Below are 19,521 nucleotides of genomic sequence, written 5' to 3'. Positions count from 1 at the left end.
TCCTCTCGTACGGAGGCGTACGACGATGACCGGGCGGCCGACGCTCGCGGTCGTGGGCGCGACCGGAGCCGTCGGCACGGTGATGCTCCAGATCCTGTCCCAGCACGCGGACATCTGGGGCGAGATCCGCCTCATCGCCTCGCCGCGCTCGGCCGGCCGCAAGCTGGCCGTGCGCGGCGAGCAGGTCGAGGTGGTGGCCCTGACGGAGGAGGCCTTCGACGGGGTCGACGTCGCCATGTTCGACGTACCGGACGAGGTGGCCGAACGCTGGGCGCCGGTGGCGGCCGCCAAGGGTGCCGTCGTGGTCGACAACTCGGGCGCGTTCCGGATGGATCCCGAGGTGCCGCTCGTTGTGCCGGAGGTCAATCCGCATGCCGCCCGCGTCCGGCCACGCGGCATCATCGCCAACCCCAACTGCACGACGCTGTCCATGATCGTGGCTTTGGGCGCGCTGCATGCCGAGTTCGGTCTGCGCGAGCTGGTGGTGTCCTCGTACCAGGCGGTGAGTGGGGCGGGGCAGCGTGGCGTCGACACGTTGCGGCAGCAGCTGAAGCTGGTCGCCGGTACGGAACTGGGGACGACCCCCGGTGACGTACGGCGGGCCGTGGGGGACAACACCGGGCCGTTCCCGGAGCCGGTGGCGCTGAACGTGGTGCCGTGGGCCGGGACCGTGCGCGAGGACGGCTGGTCCTCGGAGGAGATGAAGGTGCGGGACGAGTCCCGCAAGATCCTCGGCCTCCCGAAACTGCCGGTCGCCGTGACCTGCGTCCGTGTGCCGGTCGTCACCACCCACTCGCTGACCGTGCACGCCCGTTTCCAGGGCGAGGTGACGGTGGACAAGGCGCGGGAGATCCTCGCCACGGCGCCCGGGGTCGTGCTCTTCGACAACCCGGCGGCGGGGGAGTTCCCGACGCCGGCCGACGTGGTTGGTACGGACCCCACCTGGGTGGGACGGGTGCGGCGGGCGCTCGACGACCCGACGGCGCTGGAGCTTTTCGTCTGCGGGGACAACCTGCGCAAGGGTGCCGCACTGAACACGGCTCAGATCGCGGAACTGGTGGCGGCGGAGCTGTGACCTGCACGGCGATTTGCGGTACATCGTCGCGTTCCGGCAGGTCTGAGCGGGAAATCCTCTGCCCGTAAGTTGAATCATTTGTAGGATCTGTGTGATTTCTGTGGTTCGATCGTGGTCGAAGCTGTGGTCCGGACCACTTGAAGCCAAACCTCTGGCGCTCGAAGATTTCTCTCCCCGTTCCCCGCAACCATGCGGAGGGCGGGGAGCGTCTTTGCGGTCGCCCTTCAGTGGGTGACCGGACGCCACGTTATGGGGCATAGGGGATGGGCTTTTACGTATGAGGGCACTTAGCGCACTGTCTGGCATGCAGTCCGACGTAAAAGTGATGCCTGCCGCGTACAACCCCGGAGGGGGGACGCGTGTCCAACTGGCGTGGCTGAGGTACTCGAATTCACCCTTGCGGCGCGCGGCACGACCCTGCGTCCGCCCCGCCGACCCCGCACGTCCGGCGCGTCCGGCGGCGGCATGCCGGTGATCGCCCCCATGCCCGCAGCGCGGTCGACCCGCATACCGAATCAGCGCGAGGGCTCTGACGACGCCCTGGCGGCCGGCACCACCGTCGACCATCTCACCGAGACCTACCGCGCCCACTACAGGTCTCTTCTCGGCCTCGCGGCGCTTCTCCTCGATGACACCGCGTCCTGCGAGGACGTCGTCCAGGAAGCCTTCATCCGGGTGCACTCGGCGCGAAAGCGGGTGCGTGACCCGGAGAAGACGCTCGCCTATCTGCGCCAGACCGTCGTCAACCTCTCGCGCTCCGCGCTGCGTCGGCGCATCCTCGGCCTGAAGCTCCTCTCCAAGCCGATGCCCGACATGGCGAGCGCGGAGGAGGGCGCGTACGACCTGCTGGAACGTGACGCCCTGATCCAGGCGATGAAGGGGCTCCAGAGACGCCAGCGCGAGGTCCTGGTCCTGCGGTATTTCGCGGACATGACCGAGGCGCAGGTCGCCGCGACCCTCAGCATCTCGCTGGGCTCGGTGAAGGCCTACGGCTCGCGGGGTATCGCGGCGCTGCGCGTCGCCATGGAGGCGCCGGCATGAGCGGCAGCGACGAGCGAGCACGCCACGACGAGCACGGTCGCCACGGCGACGACGAGTACGAGCAGCGCGCTGGGAACGGAACTGTGAAACACGGCCCCTCGGAGAACCCGGGCTCGGAAGAGTCGGGTCAGTCGGACACGCAAGCGGACACGCAACAAGCGGACGCGCAAGCGGACACGGGAGCGGACGTGGAAGGCCGCCTGTCGGATTCCGCTTCCGCGACGGACGGCCCCTCGGCTGACTCGCCGGCCACTGCGCGGGACGCCGAGACGCCGACCAGGTCCAAGGACGACACGCCGACCGAATCCATGGGCGACACGCCCCCCCTGGCCTCCGGCAACACGTCGGACCACGCCTCGGGCAGCACGCCGGGCGACTCGGATACGAAGTCTGCGGACCAGAAGCCGGAAGGCAACGGTGAGCCCGGAACCGGCGGGCCCGGAGCGGATATGTTCGGCTCCGACGAGCTGGCTCTGCGGCGGCTGCTGCACCAGGCCGTGGAGGAGATCGAGCCGACCGACGGCACGCTGGACCACCTGCGGCGCGCGGTACCGGCCAGGCGGGCGCGCAAGCGCCAGGCCGTCGTCGGCGTGGCGGCCGCCGCGCTCTTCATCGGCACGGCGGTCCCGGCCCTCGTGCACGTCTCGAACTCCGCGGGCTCCGACGCGGACCCCTCCATGGTGGGCGACACCTCGGCGACCCAGGGCGGCGCGAACGAGGGCAAGGAGGCCTCCGCGGGGGGCGGCTCGGGCGGTTCCTCGGGCTCGTCCAAGGGCTCCGGCAAGGACGGCAAGAAGGACGAGGCAGGCAAGGGCAAGGGAGGCACCGGCGGTACCGCCGGCGTCGAGCCGTCCGTCTCCGCCGCGGGCGCGCCCACCTGCGGACCGGCGCAGCTCGTCGCCGCCAGCGGGGGCGCCGGAGCACCCGATGCCGTCGGCGCGGTCTACGGCACCTTCACGATCACCAACGTCTCGGCCGCCAGCTGTACGGTCGTCGGAGGCGGCTCTGTGTCCCCGGCCGCGCTGGGCGCCGCGGACCCGGCCAAGCTAACTGCGGCTCTCCACATGGCGGGTGACGCGGCCACCGGGCTGCCCGACCCGTCCACCTACGCTTCTTCCCTGGTGCTGCGGCCGGGCGGGACGTACGAAGTGAAGTTCGCCTGGGTGCCGTCGGCGACCTGCCCGACCGACGGTGGCAACGGAGGCGGCCCCGGGGGTGGGGAACCCTCACCCGATCCGTCCCCCACGGAGAACCCCAGCGGGGACAACGAGGGTACGTCCTCGGAGGGCTCCAGTGGCATGGGCTCGCAGCTCATGAAGGCCGACGGGACCGTCGACGGAAGCGTCAGCGTGTCCTACGCGGCAGAGGGCGGCGCACCGACGGCTTCGACGACCGTGTCCAACGCGTGTTCCGGAACGGTCTACCGGACCGGAGCACTGGCCGGCCCCTGACGGCAGAGTGTCAGGCAGCGGGAAGAGGTCAGGCCGTAGGGCCTGAGACAGCTGTACCTGAGACAGCTGTATCAGGTTGCGGAAGAGGCGGAAGAGACAGAAGGGGACGACACCTTCGCGGTGCCTGAGTCGTCCTTGGAGGCTTCGCCGTCCGGAGGGGCCACGTCCGCAGGGCCCTCGCCGTCCCCGGGAGTCTCCTCCGTGAGACCCAGCTCCGCGTCCTGCGCGAACTCCACCTCACGCCGCATCAGCCGGAACCACATGAAGACCACGAAGCCCGCGAAGACGAACCACTCACCGGTGTAGCCCAGGTTCTGGAAGGCTTTGAGATCCAGGCCGGTGTCCGAAGGAGCCGTGGCGGGCACGGCCTTCATCCCCGAATCGGCCTTGGCGAGCGTGATCCACGCGTCGTACATCTCGTACGGCACGAGGTTGACCAGTGACGCCGAGCTGATCGCACCGGTCTGTCCTGCGGGGAGCCCCCCGGCCGCGGGAACCCCGTTCGACCCGGGTGTCTCCGACGCCTGGAGCGCGCCGGTCACGCTGACCTCGCCGACCGGTGCCGCCGGGGACTTCGCGGTGTCGGCGGCGCCGGGGAGCCAGCCCCTGACCACCGGCAGGGCCTTGCCGTCGTCGGTGCGCAGCATCGTCAGTACGTAGAAGCCGCGCTTGTCGTCCAGTTCCCGGCCCGGCACGAGCAACTGCTTCCCGTACCGGCCCGTCGCCGTGGCCTGCTTGCCCGACGTCTCCTTGTCCACCGGCAACAGCTTGGCGAGCGGCCGGGCCGCCTGCGTCTTGGCCGCCGTGGCCTGCTCACCGGCGTCGCGGTGGTCCTGGACCCGGTCCTCGAACCGTCCCAACTGCCATGACCCCATGAACACACAGAAGGGGATGGCCAACAGCACGAAGACGTTGATCCCCCACCAGCGGGGCGTCAGCAGGAACCGGTACACAAGCTCAAAGGTACGGGGCCCTCGCGGGGAGCACGGCCGAGGGGGTGCCCCAGCCGCCCCTACCCGCAAGGGCCACGATGCCAAGGGGCGGTCAGGGACGACCGAGTGCGCGGGCAGCAACGGCGGCCGAGCGCGTGGGCATGGACGGAGGCCGAATGCGCGGGCATGGACGGCGGCCGAGTGCCCGGGCACATGACGGCCGGGTGCGCGGGCAGGGCCGCCGCCGTGGTCACCTGCCCAGGTGTCGCTCCGCGAAGTCCAGCTCCAGCCGGACCTGCTTGATCCGCTCGTCCACGACCAGCGAACCGTGCCCCGCGTCATAGCGGTACACCTCGTGGTCGGCGTCACGCGCGGCGAGCCGGGCCACGTAGTTCTCGACCTGGCGGATCGGACAGCGCGGGTCGTTGACCCCGGCCGAGATGTAGACCGGCGCCTTCACCGCGTCGACGTACGTCAGCGGGGACGATGCCTCGAAGCGCTCCGGAACCTCCTCGGGAGTGCCGCCGAGCAGCGTGCGGTCCATCGCCTTCAGGGCCTCCATCTCGTCGTGGTAGGCCGTCACGTAGTCCGCGACCGGCACCGCCGCGATGCCGAGCGCCCACGCCTCGGGCTGCGCACCCAGTCCGAGCAGGGTGAGGTAGCCGCCCCACGAGCCGCCGGTGAGGATCAGCCGGTCCGGGTCGGCGGACCCGGACGAGACCGCCCACTCCCGTACGGCCGCGATGTCCTCCAGCTCGATCAGGCCGACCCGGTGCTTGAGGGCGTCCGTCCACTCCCGCCCGTACCCCGTGGACCCCCGGTAGTTGACCCGGACCACCATGTACCCGTGGTCCACCCAGGCCGCCGGGCTCGCCGCGAACGAGTCGCTGTCGTGCCAGGTCGGGCCGCCGTGGATGTCGAAGACGGTCGGGAGAGGCCCCGTCACTCCGGCCGGCCGCTGCACCAGGGCGTGGATGCGGCCGCCGGGACCCGTCACCCACACGTCCTCGACAGGCACCGACTCCGGTGCCTTCATGCCGGGCGGGTCCAGGACGACCTCACCGGACGTCGAGCGGACCACCGGCGCCTCGGCGGACGACGACCACAGGTACTCCACGCTGCCGTCCGGGCGGGCGGTCGCTCCCGACACCGTGCCTTTCGGCGTCCGCACCCGCTCCAGTTCACGGGTGGCCAGGTCGAACCGCCACAGCTCGCTGCGCGCCTCGAAGCTGTTGACGACGAGCAGGGCGGAGCCGTCCGGATACCACTCGGCGCTCAGGTCGCCGTCCAGCTGCGCGGTCAGCGCCAGGTCCGTCTCCTCGCCGGACGCCACGTCCCACACCATCGGCTCCCAGCGCCCGCGCCGCTGGTGCCCGACGAGCAGCCGCGTGTCCCCGCCGACCGGGGCGAAGCCCAGCACCTCCAGGCCCAGTTCGGCCGTGCCGCCCTTGGTGTCGTCCAGCTCGGCCACCGCCGAACCGTCCATCCGCAGCACCCGCAGCGCGGAGTGCATCGCGTCGCCGTGCTCGGTGTGCTCGATCGCGATCAGCGAACCGTCGTGCGAGAGGTCGCCGACACCGGCCGACTCCCGGTGCCGGTAGACCTCGACGGGGTCCTCACCGGTCCGGCTGACGTAGATCGTCGAACCGTCCTCGTCGGTCGACCTGCCGACGATCGCGGTCCGCCCGTCCCGGCCGAGTGCGAGTCCGGCGGGGTAGGAGGGGGCGAGCCCAGGGGCCGCAGGTACGTCGGCAACGGCCGCGCCGCCGTTGGCGCCGTCGGTGCCGGACCCGGCGAACGGCTGTCGTCGCCAGATCCCGAACTCGTCGCCGTCCTTGTCGTCGAACCACCAGATCCATTCGCCGTCGGGTGACAGCACGCCGTCCGTCGTCCCGTTGGGCCGGTCCGTGACCTGGCGCTGGGCGCCCGTCCCACGGTCCCAGGCGTACAACTCGTATGTCCCTGTCGCGTTCGACACGAACAGGGACCGGTGCGGGGCGTCCTCCGCCCAGTCGGGCAAGGACACTCGCGGGGCGCGGAAGCGCTTCTCCCAGTCGGGCATGGTCTCCTCGGGCGGGACGGCCCCGTTGCTCTCAGTCATGGCCCCATAGTGCACGCACCGGAAGACATTGTGCCGACGGGGTCCTCAGCCTGTGGAAAACTCTCCTGTCGGAGTCGGCCACGGCAGGGCTGAAATCCGAATCGCCGCAGGTCAGATCCGATTGTCAGTGGTCGGGTGCACTATTTCGACATGACCTCATCGACCGATCTGCGCAAGACCGATCTGCGCGAGACAGTGGAGAGTTACTGGGCCTCGGCCGAGGCCAGGGACTGGACGGCCTTCGCGGAGACCCTCGCGGACGGCGTCGTCTACACCCTGCCCCAGACGCGTGAGCGCGTCCGCGGGCGGGAGACGTACGTGCGGTTCAACCAGGAGTATCCGGGCGACTGGCACGTGCGGATCGAGCGGATAGTCGCCGAGCCCGGCCAGGTCGTCACCTGGACCCATTTCACGGTCGGCCTGGAGGAGATGTACGCCATCTCGTTCTTCACCGGTGACACCGAGGGCCGGGTCACGTCGGTCACGGACTTCTGGCCCGAGCCGTACGAACCCCCGGCGGGCCGAGAGCACCTGGTGGAGCGCTACTAGCCCCCTGTCGCTTCTCCTCTCCCGCTGTCTGGCTGCTGCTCTGCTGCTCGCTGCCGTCCGGCTGTCGCTTCCTGTCGCTTCCTGCCGCTTCCTGGCGTCAGCGTCCTGCCTGCTGGGGTCCCCGGCCCAGCAGCTCGGCGAGGCCTCGTCGGGTGGCGGCGATGACGACGCGGTCCCCGGGTCCGAGCACGTAGGTGGGCGGCAGGTCCCAGACCAGGCCCGACGGACGGTCCGGGGCCGAAGCGCCGCGGTCCGGAACAGAGGGGGTCGCAGGGGCGGCGCGGTTCGGCGACGGGGGGACCGGGTCGGAAGGCGAGCGGCGACGGTGGCCGGCCGGAGCTGCCGTGTCCAGGGCCAGGACGCGCCACGCCCCCGCGCGGAACGCCTCGGCGACGGTGCGCCCCTCCAGCCGCGGATGCCCGGCGACATCCAGGGCCGCGAAGAGCAGCACCCGGCGTTCCACGGGGATCGCCCCCAGGATCTGGCGGCCCATCATCGCTCCGGCGAAGGCGGGCGCGGCCAGGTGGGAGACGCTGCGGCTGCGGGTGAGCGCGTACGGATGGGTGGCACGCAGGGTGCGGTAGACGGCCGTGGCGAAGTCGTCGTCGTACAGACGCAGGACGACGCGCAGATCGGGGCGCACCGACCGCGCGTACAGGGCGGCTTCGAGGTTGGTGGTGTCGGCGCTGGTCAGGGCGAGCAGGGCGTGGGCCCGGTGGATCTTGGCAGCCTCCAGGACGCCTTCCTGGGTGACATCGCCGAGGATGACCGGCACGCGCAGCCGGCGGGCCAGCGCGAGCCCGCGCGCGTCGGGGTCGGCCTCCACGCACACCACCGGGATGTGGAGTTCGCGAAGGCGGGCGAGGACCCGCGTGCCGATCTTGCCGACTCCGAGGAGGACGACGTGACCGGAGAGCCCCCGGGGCGGCTTCCGCAGCGCCGACCCGCTGCGGAACGTACCGAGGCCTTCCAGGACGGCGGCGACCAGGACGGGAAGCAGCAGCAAGCCGACGAGACCGGAGAGGAGTTGGAGGATCTGGCGGCCGAGCCGGTCGTCGAGCGCAGGGTCGTTGATCGCGAAGAGATCGAGGAGGGTCAGATAAGTGGCATGCAGCGGAGGGTCGCCCGTGATCAGCATGGACGCGACCGCGAGCGCGACGACACAGGCCACCAGACCGGCGAAGGACCAGCGCAGCCGCCGGGAGAACAGTCTTCCTATGGGCAGTCCGATGGGCAGGACACCGCGCCCCGCGGGGAGGGGAGGACCGGAGTACGACACGGCCTCCAGGACGATGGTGCCGCGGCCGGTCGCGGCGGCCACGGACGCTTCGTCGGGCAGCAGCCGCGGCCCGTGCTCACCGCTGCTCTCCGAACCGTCCGCCCCGGCCGGGTCGTTGGTCGTGGCCGACAGCAGGGCCAGCGTGCACAGACCGGGGTCGGCGACCTCTCCGGGCCCCGGCGGCTGCCGCTCCACGGCCCGCAGCATCAGCCCGTCGGTCTGCACGACCTTGCTGGTCCCGGCCACCGCGGTGGCCGCCAGCGCGGGCGCGGCGGTGTCCGCGTCGGAGAGTACGGTCGTGGAGGCGTCGAGGAGACCGGACACGGGCGAGCCCGCGGACTCACCGACTCCCGCAGACTCACCGACTCCCGTGGACTCCCCGGCTCCTGCCATGGCCAGGGCGGACGCCTGGTCGAGAAGTGCCTCGATGTGCTGGCCGAGACGGCGGTTGTAGAGGCGTACGACCAGGCGCAGGCGCGGGTTGAGCCTGCGCGCCATGAGGGCGGCGCGGATGTTCGTCTCGTCGTCGTCATGGACGAGCGCCAGCGCGGCGGCGTGCTCGACCCCGGCATCGGCGAGTACGGCCTCGGTCAGTACCGCGGCTTCCAACACCCGGGCCGGGCGCGGCGCCTCGGAGGAGCCGACACCACGACCGGACGTGCCGTCACCCCCACCACTGCCGCTGCCTCCGTCCCCACCGTCGCCCCCGCCACCGATGCCACTGCCACCGACACTGCCGTTCCCGCCGGTGACGCCGTTGCCCGTGCCCGCGGCCCAGGTCATGGCGGCCGACACGCGGTCGAGCAGTGTCGAGGCGCGCGCCCGTCCGACAACCGGCGGCCGCACGGTCCGCTCGGCGGACGGCACGACCAGTGTCACCCGCTCCCCATAGACTCCGCGCAACTCGGCCGCCAGCCGGTGCGCCAGGGCGTCGTCCCCGCACACCACCATGTGCGCGGCACGATCGTCCGGTCCGCTCTGATTCGGAAGACTCCCCACAACAGCACAGACTGCCTCACCGGTACGGGCGGTTGCACAGTGGCTTGCCGTAAGGGAGAGGGCCGATCCGGACGCCGGCCGGAACGTAAGTCGGGAGGCAGGCCGGAACGACTACGTTGGCGAGAACCTGGCTGAGAACCCGGCTGGGGCCCCCGCTGAGAACCGGATGAGAAGCTGTGCCGGTACGGGCGTACTGAAGGTGGAGGGCAATCCACCGACGAAGCCCCTCCCTACCGGAGGTACCTCTCCCGTGACCACAACCAATGCAGCTCAGCCCACGGTTGAGGACCGGGGGACGGCAGACACGGAGAACCCGGCCGACTCGGCAGACACGGAGAACCCGGCCGACTCGGCAGACACGGCCGAGCCGAGGGGCTGGCAGTTCAACTCACCCCTCGTGCTGACCATGTTGCTGCTCGCGGGGGTGGTGCTCCAGGGACCCATCCGCGGGGCGTTGGCCGCGCCCGTGATGCAGAGCTGGATGACCGTGTTCGTCGCGGTGATCGTGCAGGCGCTGCCCTTCCTCGTGCTCGGTGTACTGCTGTCAGCGGTCATCGCGGTGTTCGTCCCGCCGTCGTTCTTCGCCCGCGCGCTGCCGAAGCGGCCCACCCTCGCGGTACCGGTCGCCGGTATGGCCGGGGCGGTGCTGCCGGGGTGCGAGTGCGCGTCCGTGCCGGTGGCCGGGGCGCTGGTGCGCCGGGGTGTCACGCCCGCGGCGGCGCTGGCGTTCCTGTTGTCGGCGCCGGCGATCAACCCGATCGTGCTGATGGCGACCGCCGTCGCGTTCCCGGGCAGGCCGCAGATGGTCCTGGCCCGTTTCGTGGCAAGCCTGCTGGTGGCCTGCGCGATGGGCTGGCTCTGGCAACGGCTGGGCCGCGCCGACTGGTTGCGCCCACCGGCCCGGCCCTCCTCCGAGGGCCTCGGCAAGGGGGCGGCGTTCTGGGGATCCGTACGGCACGATGTGATGCACGCGGGAGGGTTCCTGGTCGTCGGGGCGATGGCGGCGGCCACGCTCAAGGCGGTGGTCCCGCCGGAGTGGCTCGGCCTCGCCGCCGACAACATGGTGGTGTCGGTTCTCGCCCTGGCGGTGCTGGCCGTACTCCTCTCCATCTGCTCCGAGGCGGACGCCTTCGTAGCCGCGTCCCTCACCCAGTTCTCGCTCACAGCCCGGCTGACCTTCCTTGTCGTCGGCCCGATGATCGACCTGAAGCTCTTCGCCATGCAGACCGCCACGTTCGGCCGCGGCTTCGCCCTGCGCTTCGCGCCCGCCACCTTCACCCTGGCCGTCCTGGTGTCGTCCCTGGTCGGGGCGGTGCTGCTGTGAACCGCCAGGCGCAGGCAGCCGTCCTTTTCCTCACCGGCGGGGCGATCCTGCACGCGGGCCTCACCGACCTCTATCTGCGGTACGTCAAGGCGGGGTTGAGGCCGCTGCTGCTGGCGGCGGGGGTCATCCTGATCGCAACGGCGGTCGCAACGGTCTGGTACGAGCGCCAAGGACCACGCCCCCAGCCCCCCAACACTCCCGCATCCGGATCCAGCTCCCCGCAGGCGAACATTCCCGCCTCCGGCTCCCCGCAGGCGGACACTCCCACCTCCAGCCCTCCGCGGGCGGACACTGCCGCCTCCAACTCCCCGCCTGCAGACGCTCTCACTCCCGGTCCTGCCTCCACGGAGGCCACGGAGGCCACGGAGGCCACGGAGGCTGAGGCTCATGCCCATCGGGAACCCCGTATCGCCTGGCTCCTGGTCCTCCCCCTTCTCGCCCTCATCCTCGTCGCGCCGCCGGCCCTCGGCTCCTACAGCGCCATGCGCACCGGCACGGCCCTGCAGAAACAGCCGTGGGGCTTCGCCGACCTGCCCGCGGGGGACACGGTCCGTCTGAGCCTCGTCGACTACGCGGGCCGCGCCGCCTACGACAAGGGCCGTTCGCTCGACAACCGCCGTATAAAGACCGCGGGCTTCCTGGCCGTGGGCCGCGACGGCACGCCGTACCTGGTCCGTATGGCGCTCAGTTGCTGTGCGGCTGACGCCCAGCCCGTCAAGATCGGCCTGACCGGCCGCACGCCACCCGTCCTGCGACCGGACACCTGGCTGGAGGTCACGGGCACGTACACCACGAAACAGACCAAGGACCCGGTGAACGACGGCATCATCCCGTTCCTGGACATCACCGAGGCGAAGCCGGTCGCGGCGCCCCGGGACCCGTACGACGAGAGCTGGAACGGCTGAGCCGGGCTGAGGCGGGGGCCGCGGCGGTTCCGCGCACGAGGCCCCGCACGGGCTCGGAACGGGCCCCGCACGGGCAAAGCCGTCGACCCTCCGCCCTCAAACCCCGGAGACGACGTTCACGGGAGTATCGGTGCCGATCTGATTTGGTGTCAGGGGGGCACACCTTCTTGAGCCAACATGATTGGCTCGAGTGGGAGACGTGTTCCACATGATCTACCGTGGGCGACAAGTGACGCTGTGGTTACGGAAGTTCTGTGTCGGGTGGCCGGATGACTGAGGCGGGGGCTGTGGTGCGGACCGGGTTTGTCGACCGCGTGGAGCACATGGACGAACTGCGCTCGCTGATGGCGGACGTGGCCGCAGGGCGCGGTGGCCGGGCGATCGTGGTCGACAGCGTCTCGGGCATGGGTAAGTCGGCACTGCTGCGGGCGTTCGAGGCGGAGGTTGCCGCCTCTCGGGGGCCGGCGGCCCGTCGAGTCGTATCCGTGCGGTGCCGGCCGTCGATCGGGTCAGGGCTGCACTACGGAGTGATCGTCGACCTGCTCCTGCAACTGGCCCGGGACCAGGAGGTCAAGCAGCCTGGTCTCTTCCGTCGGCTACTGAACTTCACCGGTCAGGGCGTCGTCCGCTCGGCGCCCGAGGTGCTGTCCGCGATGGTGCCCGGGCTGGGAGCGCTGTTCACTCTGGGCAAGGAAGTCGCGGAAGCATCCCTCGCTTCGGGATCGATGCCGTTCGACAGCCTGCTGCCGTTCCAGCAGGGAGCGGCCACACAGATCGTCGACGCCCTGCTGGACCTCGTCCGGCAGGGCCCGCCCACGGTCGTGCTCGTCGACGACATCCAACACGGCGATCCCAGCAGCCTGCTGGTCCTCGACCGGCTGCTGCGACGGCTGCCCGGTGAGCAGCTCGGCCTGGTGCTCAGCCACGCCACGGACGGGGCATACGCCGATGGCCCCGGATCCATGGTCGAGGAACTCCTGCACGACTGGGCGAAGCACGGCCTCGTACGACGCCGGGTGCTGGCCGGTCTGCCGCGGGACGCGGTCGCCGAGTTGGTGCGTTCCCGGCACCCGGACGCCCCGTCGGCCCTGTCGGAACAGCTGAGCCGGCTGACCGCCGGCCACGCCGTCTTCGTCACCCTCTGCCTGGAGGAGTGGCGCCCGGACGCGGGGCCCACCGTCGAACTCCCCCGCAGTCTGTCGCGCGTGGTCGAGGACCGGCTGCGGCTGCTCACCGAGTCGGATCGCGAACTGCTCATGATCGGAGCGACCCAGGGCGAGATGTTCCTCTCGCGTACGGTTGCCGCGGTCAAGGGAGCACCGCACGACGAGGTGATGGAGCGGCTGCGGCTCGTGGCGGCCCAGCATCGGCTGATCCAGCCGGCGCAGCCTCCCGACTGGGCGCGCTTGGACGCCTCCGACTGCTATCGGTTCGAGCACAGCGCCTTGTGGGGTGTGGTGTACGACCAGCAGACCCCTCAGCAGATCCGATCCCGGCACGCCCGTATCGCGGCGGCGCTCACCTCTGAACCACTGGACGGTGTGCCGTCCGAACCACTGGACGGTGTGCTGTCCGAACCACTGGACGGTATGCCGCTGGAACGTCGGCTGGAGATCGCCCGGCATCTGCGGAGCGGCGGAACCGAGTGCCTGCTCACGTCGGCCGAGGTGCACTACGGGCTGGCTCGGGACGCCGCGATGGAAGGGTTGTCCTTCGCTGAGGCGGAGCGGCACTGCGAAGAAGTGATCAAGGCGGTCCGGGACCTCCCGGAGCACGAGGAGAGCCGCGACCGGTGGCTGATCCAGGCCGTGGAGCTGCTGTTGTCGCTGACAGAGGTGCGCTGGCGGGGCCGGCACCGGCCGGCCGGCGGCCTCGACATCGACGCCCTGGCCGCCGAGGCCGAAGCCGCGGCGAGGCGCTGCGGAACACCTGGGCCGGCGATCCGTACGACGCTCCTGCGCGGCAAGACACTCCTCGCGACCCAGGGCCTGGTGCCGTCCCTGGACAAACTGCGCGCGGCCGTGGAACTGGCTGAGCAGTACGGGGATCCGGTGCCCCTCTTCGTGGCCCGGGTCGAATACGGGCGGCAGGTGTCGAAGCGGCGGCTGGCCGACGGTCTGGCCCAACTGCGGGAGGCGGAGCGCATGTACGCCTCCGACCCGCGCCTCGGCGGCACCGGCGATCCGGTGCTCCAGCACGCCCGCAATCTGGGAGAGATGCAGTTGGGCATCACCCTCTTCGACAGCGGGCACCTCAGCGAGGCGGTGACCCGGCTGAGCCGCTGTGTCCAGCGGCTGCGAGACGAACCGCTGAAGGCCGAGCTGCCGATAGCGCTCAACTACCTGGCGCAGGTGCACACAGGTCTGGGCGCCTACGACGAGGCCGAAGAGATCCTGGCCGAAGCTCTCGCCTTCGAGGCCGACCGCGGAGGCGACAGCGGCTGGCACGCGTACAACAAGGCACTGCTCGCCCATCTCCTCGTCCAACAGCCGAGGAAACGTGACCGGGCCCTGGAACTGATCGCCGACGCATGGGCGGAGACAGAGCGGACCTGGCTGGCCAACCTCGTCCCCATCGTCCGCAACCTGTACGCCGAGATCCTGCTGCTCGCCGCCGGCGAATCCGTGGAGATCCTGGATCAGGCCGACCGCCTGGCCGTGGCCACCTGCGTCGAGACCCAGCGCAGTGGCATGATCCGCAGCGAGATCGCCGCGCATTCCCTGCGCAGCCGCATCCTGCGCAGGCAAGGCGACACAGCAGGCGCCATGGAGCAGGCCCGCCAGGCCGTTCGCATCCTGGACGAGGTCGGGGACATGCCCGCTCTCCGTACGGAGGAGGTCCTGTACCACTCCGCCGTCGTACTGGCTGTCGCGGACCTACGGGAGGAGGCGCGCGCACTCCTGGAACGGGCCCGGCACGAGGTCGCCCGCAAGGCGGAGCTGGTCACCGACGACTCCCTGCGCGACCGTTTCCGCAGGCAGGTCCCCCTCAACCGCGCCGTCCTCCAGGGCGACGGGGTCGACCAGTGACCGGCTCGGACGGCCAGGGAGGGGTTCTGGCAGCAGGTGGCAGACTGGAGCCGCCATGCTGACGATCACCAAGGAGTTCCACTTCTCGGCCAGCCATGTCCTCGACCGGCTGCCGAGCTGGCACCCCTGTGCCCGTATGCACGGCCACAACTACATCGTCGTACTGGAACTGTCCGCCCGTCGCGAGAACCTCACCGAGACGGGCTTCGTCCGCGACTACCGAGAGCTCGACGCGTTCAAGAAGTGGATGGACGACACCCTCGACCACCGTCACCTGAATGAGGCGATGGGGGGGGGGGTATCTCCCCGTCGGCCGAGAATCTGGCCATCTGGATCTTCGATCTCTGGACCGAGCGATTTCCGGAGTTGAAGGCGGTCAGAGTCTCCGAGACGCCCAAGACATGGGCCGAGTACCGACCAGAGCGATGAAGCGATGAAGCGTTGAACAGCGGCGCCCGGTATCTCGGACGAACGGTCTGCTGAATTCGCCTACAAGGCCCGCCCGTGTCACCAGTCACCTCGCCTCTTACGAGGAGCCGTTGGTCTGCGGTGCACTGGTGGAAGCCGAGCAGACGGCTGACGACGTAGGCGGGCAGCTCCGGGACGGCTCTCGGTACGCCGCCCACAGCCGGGGCTCGCCGGAGGTCAATCCGCGTTCTCCAGAGCCGCGCGGCGGGTGGCCGGGACGTCGACGGTCACGTTTCCGGCGGCCATGTCCTCGGCGGCCCCGGACGTACCCTCGGCCGAATCCTCGGTCGGAGTCGGAGTCGGAGTCGGAGTCGGAGTCGGAGCCGGAGCCGGAGCCGGAGCCGGAGCCGGAGCCGGAGCCGGGCCCGGAACTGCGGCCGTCGCTCCGTTCCGCCGCGTCATCCCGACCCCCACGAGGACCACGGCCATGCCCAGCACCACCCGGACGCTCAGGTCCTCGCCCAGGACGGCCGCACCGAGGAGAACGGAGACCACGGGCAGCAGATAGCCGACCACCGCAGCATTGGTCGCTCCCTCGTCGTTGATGATCCGGTAGGTGAGGTGGAAGGTGATCGCGGTGCAGAAGACACTGAGGACGACGGCCGCGATCAGGACCGTCGGGCCGGGATCGATCGACTCCAGGCCGCCGATCGGCATCGCGACGGTGGTCAGCCCGCTCGCGGCGACGAGCTGGGCGGCGGAGAGCGAGATGGTGGGGGTGCCCTTGCGTACCAGAGTGCGACCCATGTAGGTGAACGCGACGGCGTAGCTGGCGGCCGCGCCCAGGATGGCGAGAGCCCCCCAGCCGTCGGCCCCGGCCGACTGCCAGGGCGCGAGGATGACGATCGTGCCGGCGAAGCCGAGCAGGAGGCCCGCCAGGCGAGCCGGGCGCAGTCCGCGTTCCGAGCCGAGGCCGAGACCGAGGGCGATCGACCAGAGCGGGGTCGTGGCGTTCAGGACTCCCGCGAGGCCGGAGTCGACGGTCTGCTGGCCCAGGCTGAACAGCGCGAAGGGAAGCGCGTTGCAGAAGAAGGCCGCGACGACGATGTGACGCCAGACGGTGCTGCCCCGAGGCATGCGTCGGCCCGTCGCGTAGCAGGCGACGGTGAGCACGAGCGCCCCGAGGGCGCAGCGGACGAACGTCACCTGGAGCGGGGAGAGTCCGCGCAGCGCCAGTTCGGTCCAGAGGAAGGTCGAGCCCCACAGCAGGGCGAGAACGGCCACCCGTACTCCGCCCTGCAAACGCTGTGTACTGCTCTTCACGATGCTTTCCTCCATTCGGCCGACATGCGCCTCGGTGTGCGGCCCGCTCCCGGCGCTTCGAAGATGCCTCAGACAAGCTTTGAGGACAAGCGAACGGTTCTGCATGTTCTGTTAAGCTGCGCTACATGCTTGATGTGAGGCGGCTGCAAGTCCTGCGCGCGGTGGTCACCAGCGGCACGGTCACCGCTGCCGCGGCCCACCTCGGCTACACGCCGTCCGCTGTCAGCCAGCAGATGGCGGCGCTGGAGAAACAGGCCGGTACCGCGCTGCTCGAACGGGTCGGCCGCGGGGTCCGGCCCACCGCCGCCGGTCTGCTGCTCACCGAGCACGCGGCCCTGATCAGCTCGGCGGTCGCCCAGGCGGAGACCGCCCTCGCCGACCTCCGAGCCGGACGCATCGGCAGCCTGTCGGTCCGTTACTTCGCCACGGCGGGCTCCACGCTGGTGGCTCCCGCCCTGGCCCGGCTCCGCGCGGAGCATCCCGGCGTACGCGTCGACCTCGAACTCGCCGACCCGGAGGACCCGTTCCAGGAGGTGGTACGGGGCCGGGCCGACCTGGCCGTGGTCGTCCTCCGGGCGCGGGACCGCGTCGGTGACGGTTTCCGGCTCGTCCACCTGCTCGACGACCCGTACGCCGCCGTACTGCCCCTCGGACATCCCCTCGCTGACAAGGAGGTCATCGACCTGAACGAGCTGTCCGGCGAGCAGTGGGTCGGCAGCGAGCCGCCCGGGCCCTGCCTGGAACCGGTGATCGACTCCTGTGCGGCGGCCGGCTTCAGCCCCGACTTCGTCATCCAAAGCGAGGACTACGCCACCGCGCAGGGCTTCGTCGCGGCCGGCCTCGGTGTCGGCCTGATGCCGAGGCTGGGACTGCGCGGCCGGCATCCGGGCGTCGTCATACGTCCGGTCCGCAACCCCGAACCGGTCCGGGTGATCTCGGCGGTCGCCCGGGAGACCGCCCTCGACCAGCCCGCCCTGCGCGGCCTGCTGACGGCGCTGCAGGACGCGGCCGCCACCGACCCGCTCGACGGCCCCTCGGCGGACTGACCGCGGTCCGGGGGGTTCGGTCCGGCGGCAGGGGCCCATGCCGGCCAGCAGCGGCGGCGGCAGCGTCTGGCGCACGGTCGCGCTGAGCAGGGGCGGGTCGGGTCACACCTTCTTGACGACGATCGTGTCCGGGGCCAGCCTCTCCAGGTCGTCGACGTCCGAGGTGAAGACGGTGACCTGTCCCTTCTGCTGTCGCGCGATGACGGCGAGCACCGCGTCGATCGCGTACTTGTGGCCGTGCAACTTGGCGTCGGCCAGCAGCCGGCGTGCTTGGCGGGCCTCGTCCTTTCCGATGTCGACGACCTGGAGCCGGGACAGGACCCAGTCCCAGCGCTGTTCGGTCGTTCTGCCGTCGTACGCCTCCACCAGTGTCATCGGCGACGTCACCACCTCGGCCTCCCCTCGTGCCGAGAGGTCGAGCCAGGCCACCATCTTCCGGTCACCGCGTACAGCCAGGGACAGGGCTTCACGGTCCAAGACGAAGACACGGAGCGGCCGCTGCCGGTGCTCACCGGTTCGCTTCTTCACGCAGCCTCTCCGGCGTCGTGCTTTCCGGTGGCGCGGCGCCGCTCGTGTTCGGCGTCGAGATCCTCCAGCTCGTCCAGGGCCGCCACACGCTCGTCCTCAGTCACGGGGCCGTGTTCTTCCTGCAGCCAGTCGACCAGTTCCAGGAGCCGGTCCCGGTCGCGCTTGAAGCGCAGCGCCTCGGCGACGTACGCCGACAAGCCCCGCTCTGCCGCGTCCGCGCGGATCTCGTCCAGGAGATCCTCGGGGATCGTCACGGTTACCTTCTTCGTCGCCATACAAGAGACCATGCTCTTGGTATCTCGCTACCGGTAGTTCGTTAAATCCGGCGGCGGCGCGGGTTGACGACAGGCCGGGTTGGTCGTAGGCCGGTGGCAGAAGTCAACTGCCTTGCTGGGGGCTGAAGATGACTGCTCGCCGTCCGTGTCCGCCTGCGCCGGGTCCGTTGGAGGACTACGCGGCCCGGTTCGACGACATCTTCTTCAGCCTGGCCCAGCGGCGAGGTTTTCGCGAGTGCCTGACCGGGCTGCTGACGCCGAGGGAGCGGAACAAGGCGATCACCTGCCTGGCAGGGGCGGGGCCGGTGGCGGGTGCGGGCACGCCGGAAGTGCAGCGGCTGCAGTTCTTCCTGTCCGAGTCTCCCTGGGAGGCCGATCTGGTCAACGACCGGCAGCTTGAACTGCTGCGCGGGCAGTCGGTGACGGCTCCGCACGACGGCGGGGTGATCGTGATCGACGATTCCGGGGACCGCAAGGACGGCACGGCCACCGCCAACGTGGGCAGGCAGTGGCTGGGCCGGCTGGGCAAGACGGACAACGGCATCGTCACGGTGACCACGGTGTGGATCGACGGCCGCGTGTACTACCCGTTGCACGCGACTCCCTACACCCCCGCCCACCACTTCGCCCGCGGCCGGGCCGACCCGGCCTTCCGTACGAAACCTCAACTGTCCGCTGCCCTCGCGGCCCGGGGCAAGGAGGCGGACTTCGGCTGCCGGGCGGTGGTCGCCGACTGCGCCTACTGAAGTCAGCGACGACTGGTATCTCGCGCTGCGCGAGGCCGGCCTGGCCTACGTGGTCGCGCTCAAGCCTCACTGCGGCACCTGGGTCCCGGTCGGCCAGCCGCACACCCCCATCGACGCCGCACACGCCCTGACCTGGAAGAACGCAGACCACCCCGGTGACTGGACACCCGTGGAGCGTCACTTCCGCGACGGGCACACCGAAACCTGGTGGGCCGCCGACGCCCGACTGGGCGGCTACGGCCCTGACTCACCCTGCCGGCTGGTCGTGGCCACCACCGATCCAGCCACCCTGCCGGAGAAGGCCACCTGGCACCTGGCCACCAACCTGCCCCACCCCAACGCAGCCTGCACTGCCACCAGCCCGCACCTGCCGGCCGACCTCGCCGAGATCGTCCGCCTCTACGGCCTGCGACCGTGGATCGAGTGAAGTAGGCCGCCGACGAGGTGCCCCTGGTTGGGGTCCTTTTTCGACGGCCCCTTCCCGAACCGGACGGACCCGTTTTCGGGTAT

Annotated in this window: 16 protein-coding genes and 1 pseudogene; 11 read left to right on the top strand and 6 right to left on the bottom strand. The window is 70.6% G+C overall.

All coding sequences use genetic code 11. The annotated features are described in order from the left end of the window. Window positions 1-25: 25 nt before the first annotated feature. The 3 genes from AB0D14_RS29025 to AB0D14_RS29015 all read left to right on the top strand — a co-directional run bounded on the left by AB0D14_RS29025 (window position 26) and on the right by AB0D14_RS29015 (window position 3,567). On the top strand, window positions 26-1,075 hold the full coding sequence (locus AB0D14_RS29025) for an aspartate-semialdehyde dehydrogenase (RefSeq protein WP_362784784.1): 1,050 nt from the start codon (window positions 26-28) through the stop codon (window positions 1,073-1,075). A 372-nt stretch (window positions 1,076-1,447) separates the two neighbouring features. Continuing rightward, on the top strand, window positions 1,448-2,116 hold the full coding sequence (locus AB0D14_RS29020; protein WP_362784782.1) for a SigE family RNA polymerase sigma factor: 669 nt from the start codon (window positions 1,448-1,450) through the stop codon (window positions 2,114-2,116). Further along, on the top strand, window positions 2,113-3,567 hold the full coding sequence (locus tag AB0D14_RS29015; RefSeq protein WP_362784779.1) for a hypothetical protein: 1,455 nt from the start codon (window positions 2,113-2,115) through the stop codon (window positions 3,565-3,567). The genes AB0D14_RS29020 and AB0D14_RS29015 overlap by 4 nt, the downstream gene beginning before the upstream one ends. A 71-nt stretch (window positions 3,568-3,638) precedes the next feature. Here AB0D14_RS29015 and AB0D14_RS29010 read toward each other — a convergent pair whose 3' ends face one another. Continuing rightward, a complete protein-coding gene (locus tag AB0D14_RS29010; RefSeq protein WP_362784776.1) occupies window positions 3,639-4,520 on the bottom strand; it encodes an SURF1 family protein in 882 nt (293 codons plus the stop codon). Between the two features lie 229 nt (window positions 4,521-4,749). Continuing rightward, window positions 4,750-6,600: a prolyl oligopeptidase family serine peptidase gene (locus AB0D14_RS29005; RefSeq protein WP_362784773.1), complete on the bottom strand. Its 1,851-nt coding sequence runs from the start codon at window positions 6,598-6,600 to the stop codon at window positions 4,750-4,752. A gap of 150 nt (window positions 6,601-6,750) precedes the next feature. Here AB0D14_RS29005 and AB0D14_RS29000 point away from each other — a divergent pair, with 150 nt between their 5' ends. Then, the gene (locus AB0D14_RS29000; protein ID WP_362784771.1) at window positions 6,751-7,149 is read left to right on the top strand and encodes a nuclear transport factor 2 family protein; all 399 of its coding nucleotides are present in this window, start codon (window positions 6,751-6,753) and stop codon (window positions 7,147-7,149) included. Window positions 7,150-7,246: 97 nt separating this feature from the next. Here AB0D14_RS29000 and AB0D14_RS28995 read toward each other — a convergent pair whose 3' ends face one another. After that, entirely contained in the window at window positions 7,247-9,379 is a 2,133-nt protein-coding gene (locus AB0D14_RS28995; RefSeq protein WP_362784768.1) for an NAD-binding protein, read from the bottom strand. A gap of 445 nt (window positions 9,380-9,824) precedes the next feature. On the opposite strand from AB0D14_RS28995, the gene AB0D14_RS28990 reads away from it, so the two are divergent. The 4 genes and pseudogenes from AB0D14_RS28990 (at window position 9,825) to AB0D14_RS28975 (ending at window position 15,114) form a co-directional block, all read left to right on the top strand. Beyond that, window positions 9,825-10,751, top strand: coding sequence for a permease (locus AB0D14_RS28990; protein ID WP_362785042.1), 927 nt, complete (start codon window positions 9,825-9,827; stop codon window positions 10,749-10,751). Beyond that, window positions 10,748-11,656: a TIGR03943 family protein gene (locus AB0D14_RS28985; RefSeq protein WP_362784765.1), complete on the top strand. Its 909-nt coding sequence runs from the start codon at window positions 10,748-10,750 to the stop codon at window positions 11,654-11,656. The genes AB0D14_RS28990 and AB0D14_RS28985 overlap by 4 nt, the downstream gene beginning before the upstream one ends. A gap of 269 nt (window positions 11,657-11,925) precedes the next feature. Next, window positions 11,926-14,685, top strand: a complete 2,760-nt coding sequence (locus AB0D14_RS28980) for an AAA family ATPase (RefSeq protein ID WP_362784762.1) — start codon at window positions 11,926-11,928, stop codon at window positions 14,683-14,685. Between the two features lie 55 nt (window positions 14,686-14,740). Further along, window positions 14,741-15,114, top strand: a pseudogene (locus AB0D14_RS28975) (6-carboxytetrahydropterin synthase). Window positions 15,115-15,330: 216 nt separating this feature from the next. On the opposite strand, the gene AB0D14_RS28970 reads toward AB0D14_RS28975, so the two are convergent. Further along, window positions 15,331-16,416: a DMT family transporter gene (locus AB0D14_RS28970; RefSeq protein ID WP_362784759.1), complete on the bottom strand. Its 1,086-nt coding sequence runs from the start codon at window positions 16,414-16,416 to the stop codon at window positions 15,331-15,333. Window positions 16,417-16,541: 125 nt separating this feature from the next. Here AB0D14_RS28970 and AB0D14_RS28965 point away from each other — a divergent pair, with 125 nt between their 5' ends. Then, window positions 16,542-17,462 (top strand): LysR family transcriptional regulator, encoded by a 921-nt coding sequence (locus tag AB0D14_RS28965; RefSeq protein ID WP_362784757.1) that lies wholly within the window; start codon window positions 16,542-16,544, stop codon window positions 17,460-17,462. Window positions 17,463-17,564: 102 nt separating this feature from the next. On the opposite strand, the gene AB0D14_RS28960 is transcribed toward AB0D14_RS28965, so the two are convergent. Both AB0D14_RS28960 and AB0D14_RS28955 read right to left on the bottom strand, forming a co-directional pair. After that, window positions 17,565-17,990, bottom strand: a complete 426-nt coding sequence (locus AB0D14_RS28960) for a PIN domain-containing protein (protein WP_362784754.1) — start codon at window positions 17,988-17,990, stop codon at window positions 17,565-17,567. Continuing rightward, complete coding sequence (locus AB0D14_RS28955; protein WP_362784750.1) at window positions 17,987-18,265, bottom strand: CopG family transcriptional regulator; 279 nt, start codon at window positions 18,263-18,265, stop codon at window positions 17,987-17,989. The genes AB0D14_RS28960 and AB0D14_RS28955 overlap by 4 nt, the downstream gene beginning before the upstream one ends. A gap of 128 nt (window positions 18,266-18,393) precedes the next feature. Here AB0D14_RS28955 and AB0D14_RS28950 point away from each other — a divergent pair, with 128 nt between their 5' ends. Both AB0D14_RS28950 and AB0D14_RS28945 read left to right on the top strand, forming a co-directional pair. Beyond that, window positions 18,394-19,011 carry a transposase gene (locus AB0D14_RS28950; protein ID WP_362784747.1) on the top strand — a complete coding sequence of 206 codons (618 nt, stop codon included), beginning with the start codon at window positions 18,394-18,396 and terminating at the stop codon, window positions 19,009-19,011. Between the two features lie 49 nt (window positions 19,012-19,060). After that, window positions 19,061-19,438 carry a hypothetical protein gene (locus AB0D14_RS28945; RefSeq protein WP_362784745.1) on the top strand — a complete coding sequence of 126 codons (378 nt, stop codon included), beginning with the start codon at window positions 19,061-19,063 and terminating at the stop codon, window positions 19,436-19,438. Window positions 19,439-19,521 lie beyond the last annotated feature (83 nt).

Source organism: Streptomyces sp. NPDC048484 (assembly GCF_040651415.1).
In the GTDB taxonomy this organism is placed as follows: Bacteria; Actinomycetota; Actinomycetes; order Streptomycetales; family Streptomycetaceae; genus Streptomyces.
This window is presented reverse-complemented; position numbering and strand designations above follow the sequence as displayed.

Coding starts and splice junctions, on each gene's coding strand:
- AB0D14_RS29000 (WP_362784771.1), top strand. CDS start 6,751: ATGACCTCATCGACCGATCTGCGCAAGACCGATCTGCGCGAGACAGTG.
- AB0D14_RS28965 (WP_362784757.1), top strand. CDS start 16,542: ATGCTTGATGTGAGGCGGCTGCAAGTCCTGCGCGCGGTGGTCACCAGC.
- AB0D14_RS28995 (WP_362784768.1), bottom strand. CDS start 9,379: ATGGTGGTGTGCGGGGACGACGCCCTGGCGCACCGGCTGGCGGCCGAG.
- AB0D14_RS29015 (WP_362784779.1), top strand. CDS start 2,113: ATGAGCGGCAGCGACGAGCGAGCACGCCACGACGAGCACGGTCGCCAC.
- AB0D14_RS28950 (WP_362784747.1), top strand. CDS start 18,394: ATGACTGCTCGCCGTCCGTGTCCGCCTGCGCCGGGTCCGTTGGAGGAC.
- AB0D14_RS29025 (WP_362784784.1), top strand. CDS start 26: ATGACCGGGCGGCCGACGCTCGCGGTCGTGGGCGCGACCGGAGCCGTC.
- AB0D14_RS28955 (WP_362784750.1), bottom strand. CDS start 18,265: ATGGCGACGAAGAAGGTAACCGTGACGATCCCCGAGGATCTCCTGGAC.
- AB0D14_RS28980 (WP_362784762.1), top strand. CDS start 11,926: ATGACTGAGGCGGGGGCTGTGGTGCGGACCGGGTTTGTCGACCGCGTG.
- AB0D14_RS29005 (WP_362784773.1), bottom strand. CDS start 6,600: ATGACTGAGAGCAACGGGGCCGTCCCGCCCGAGGAGACCATGCCCGAC.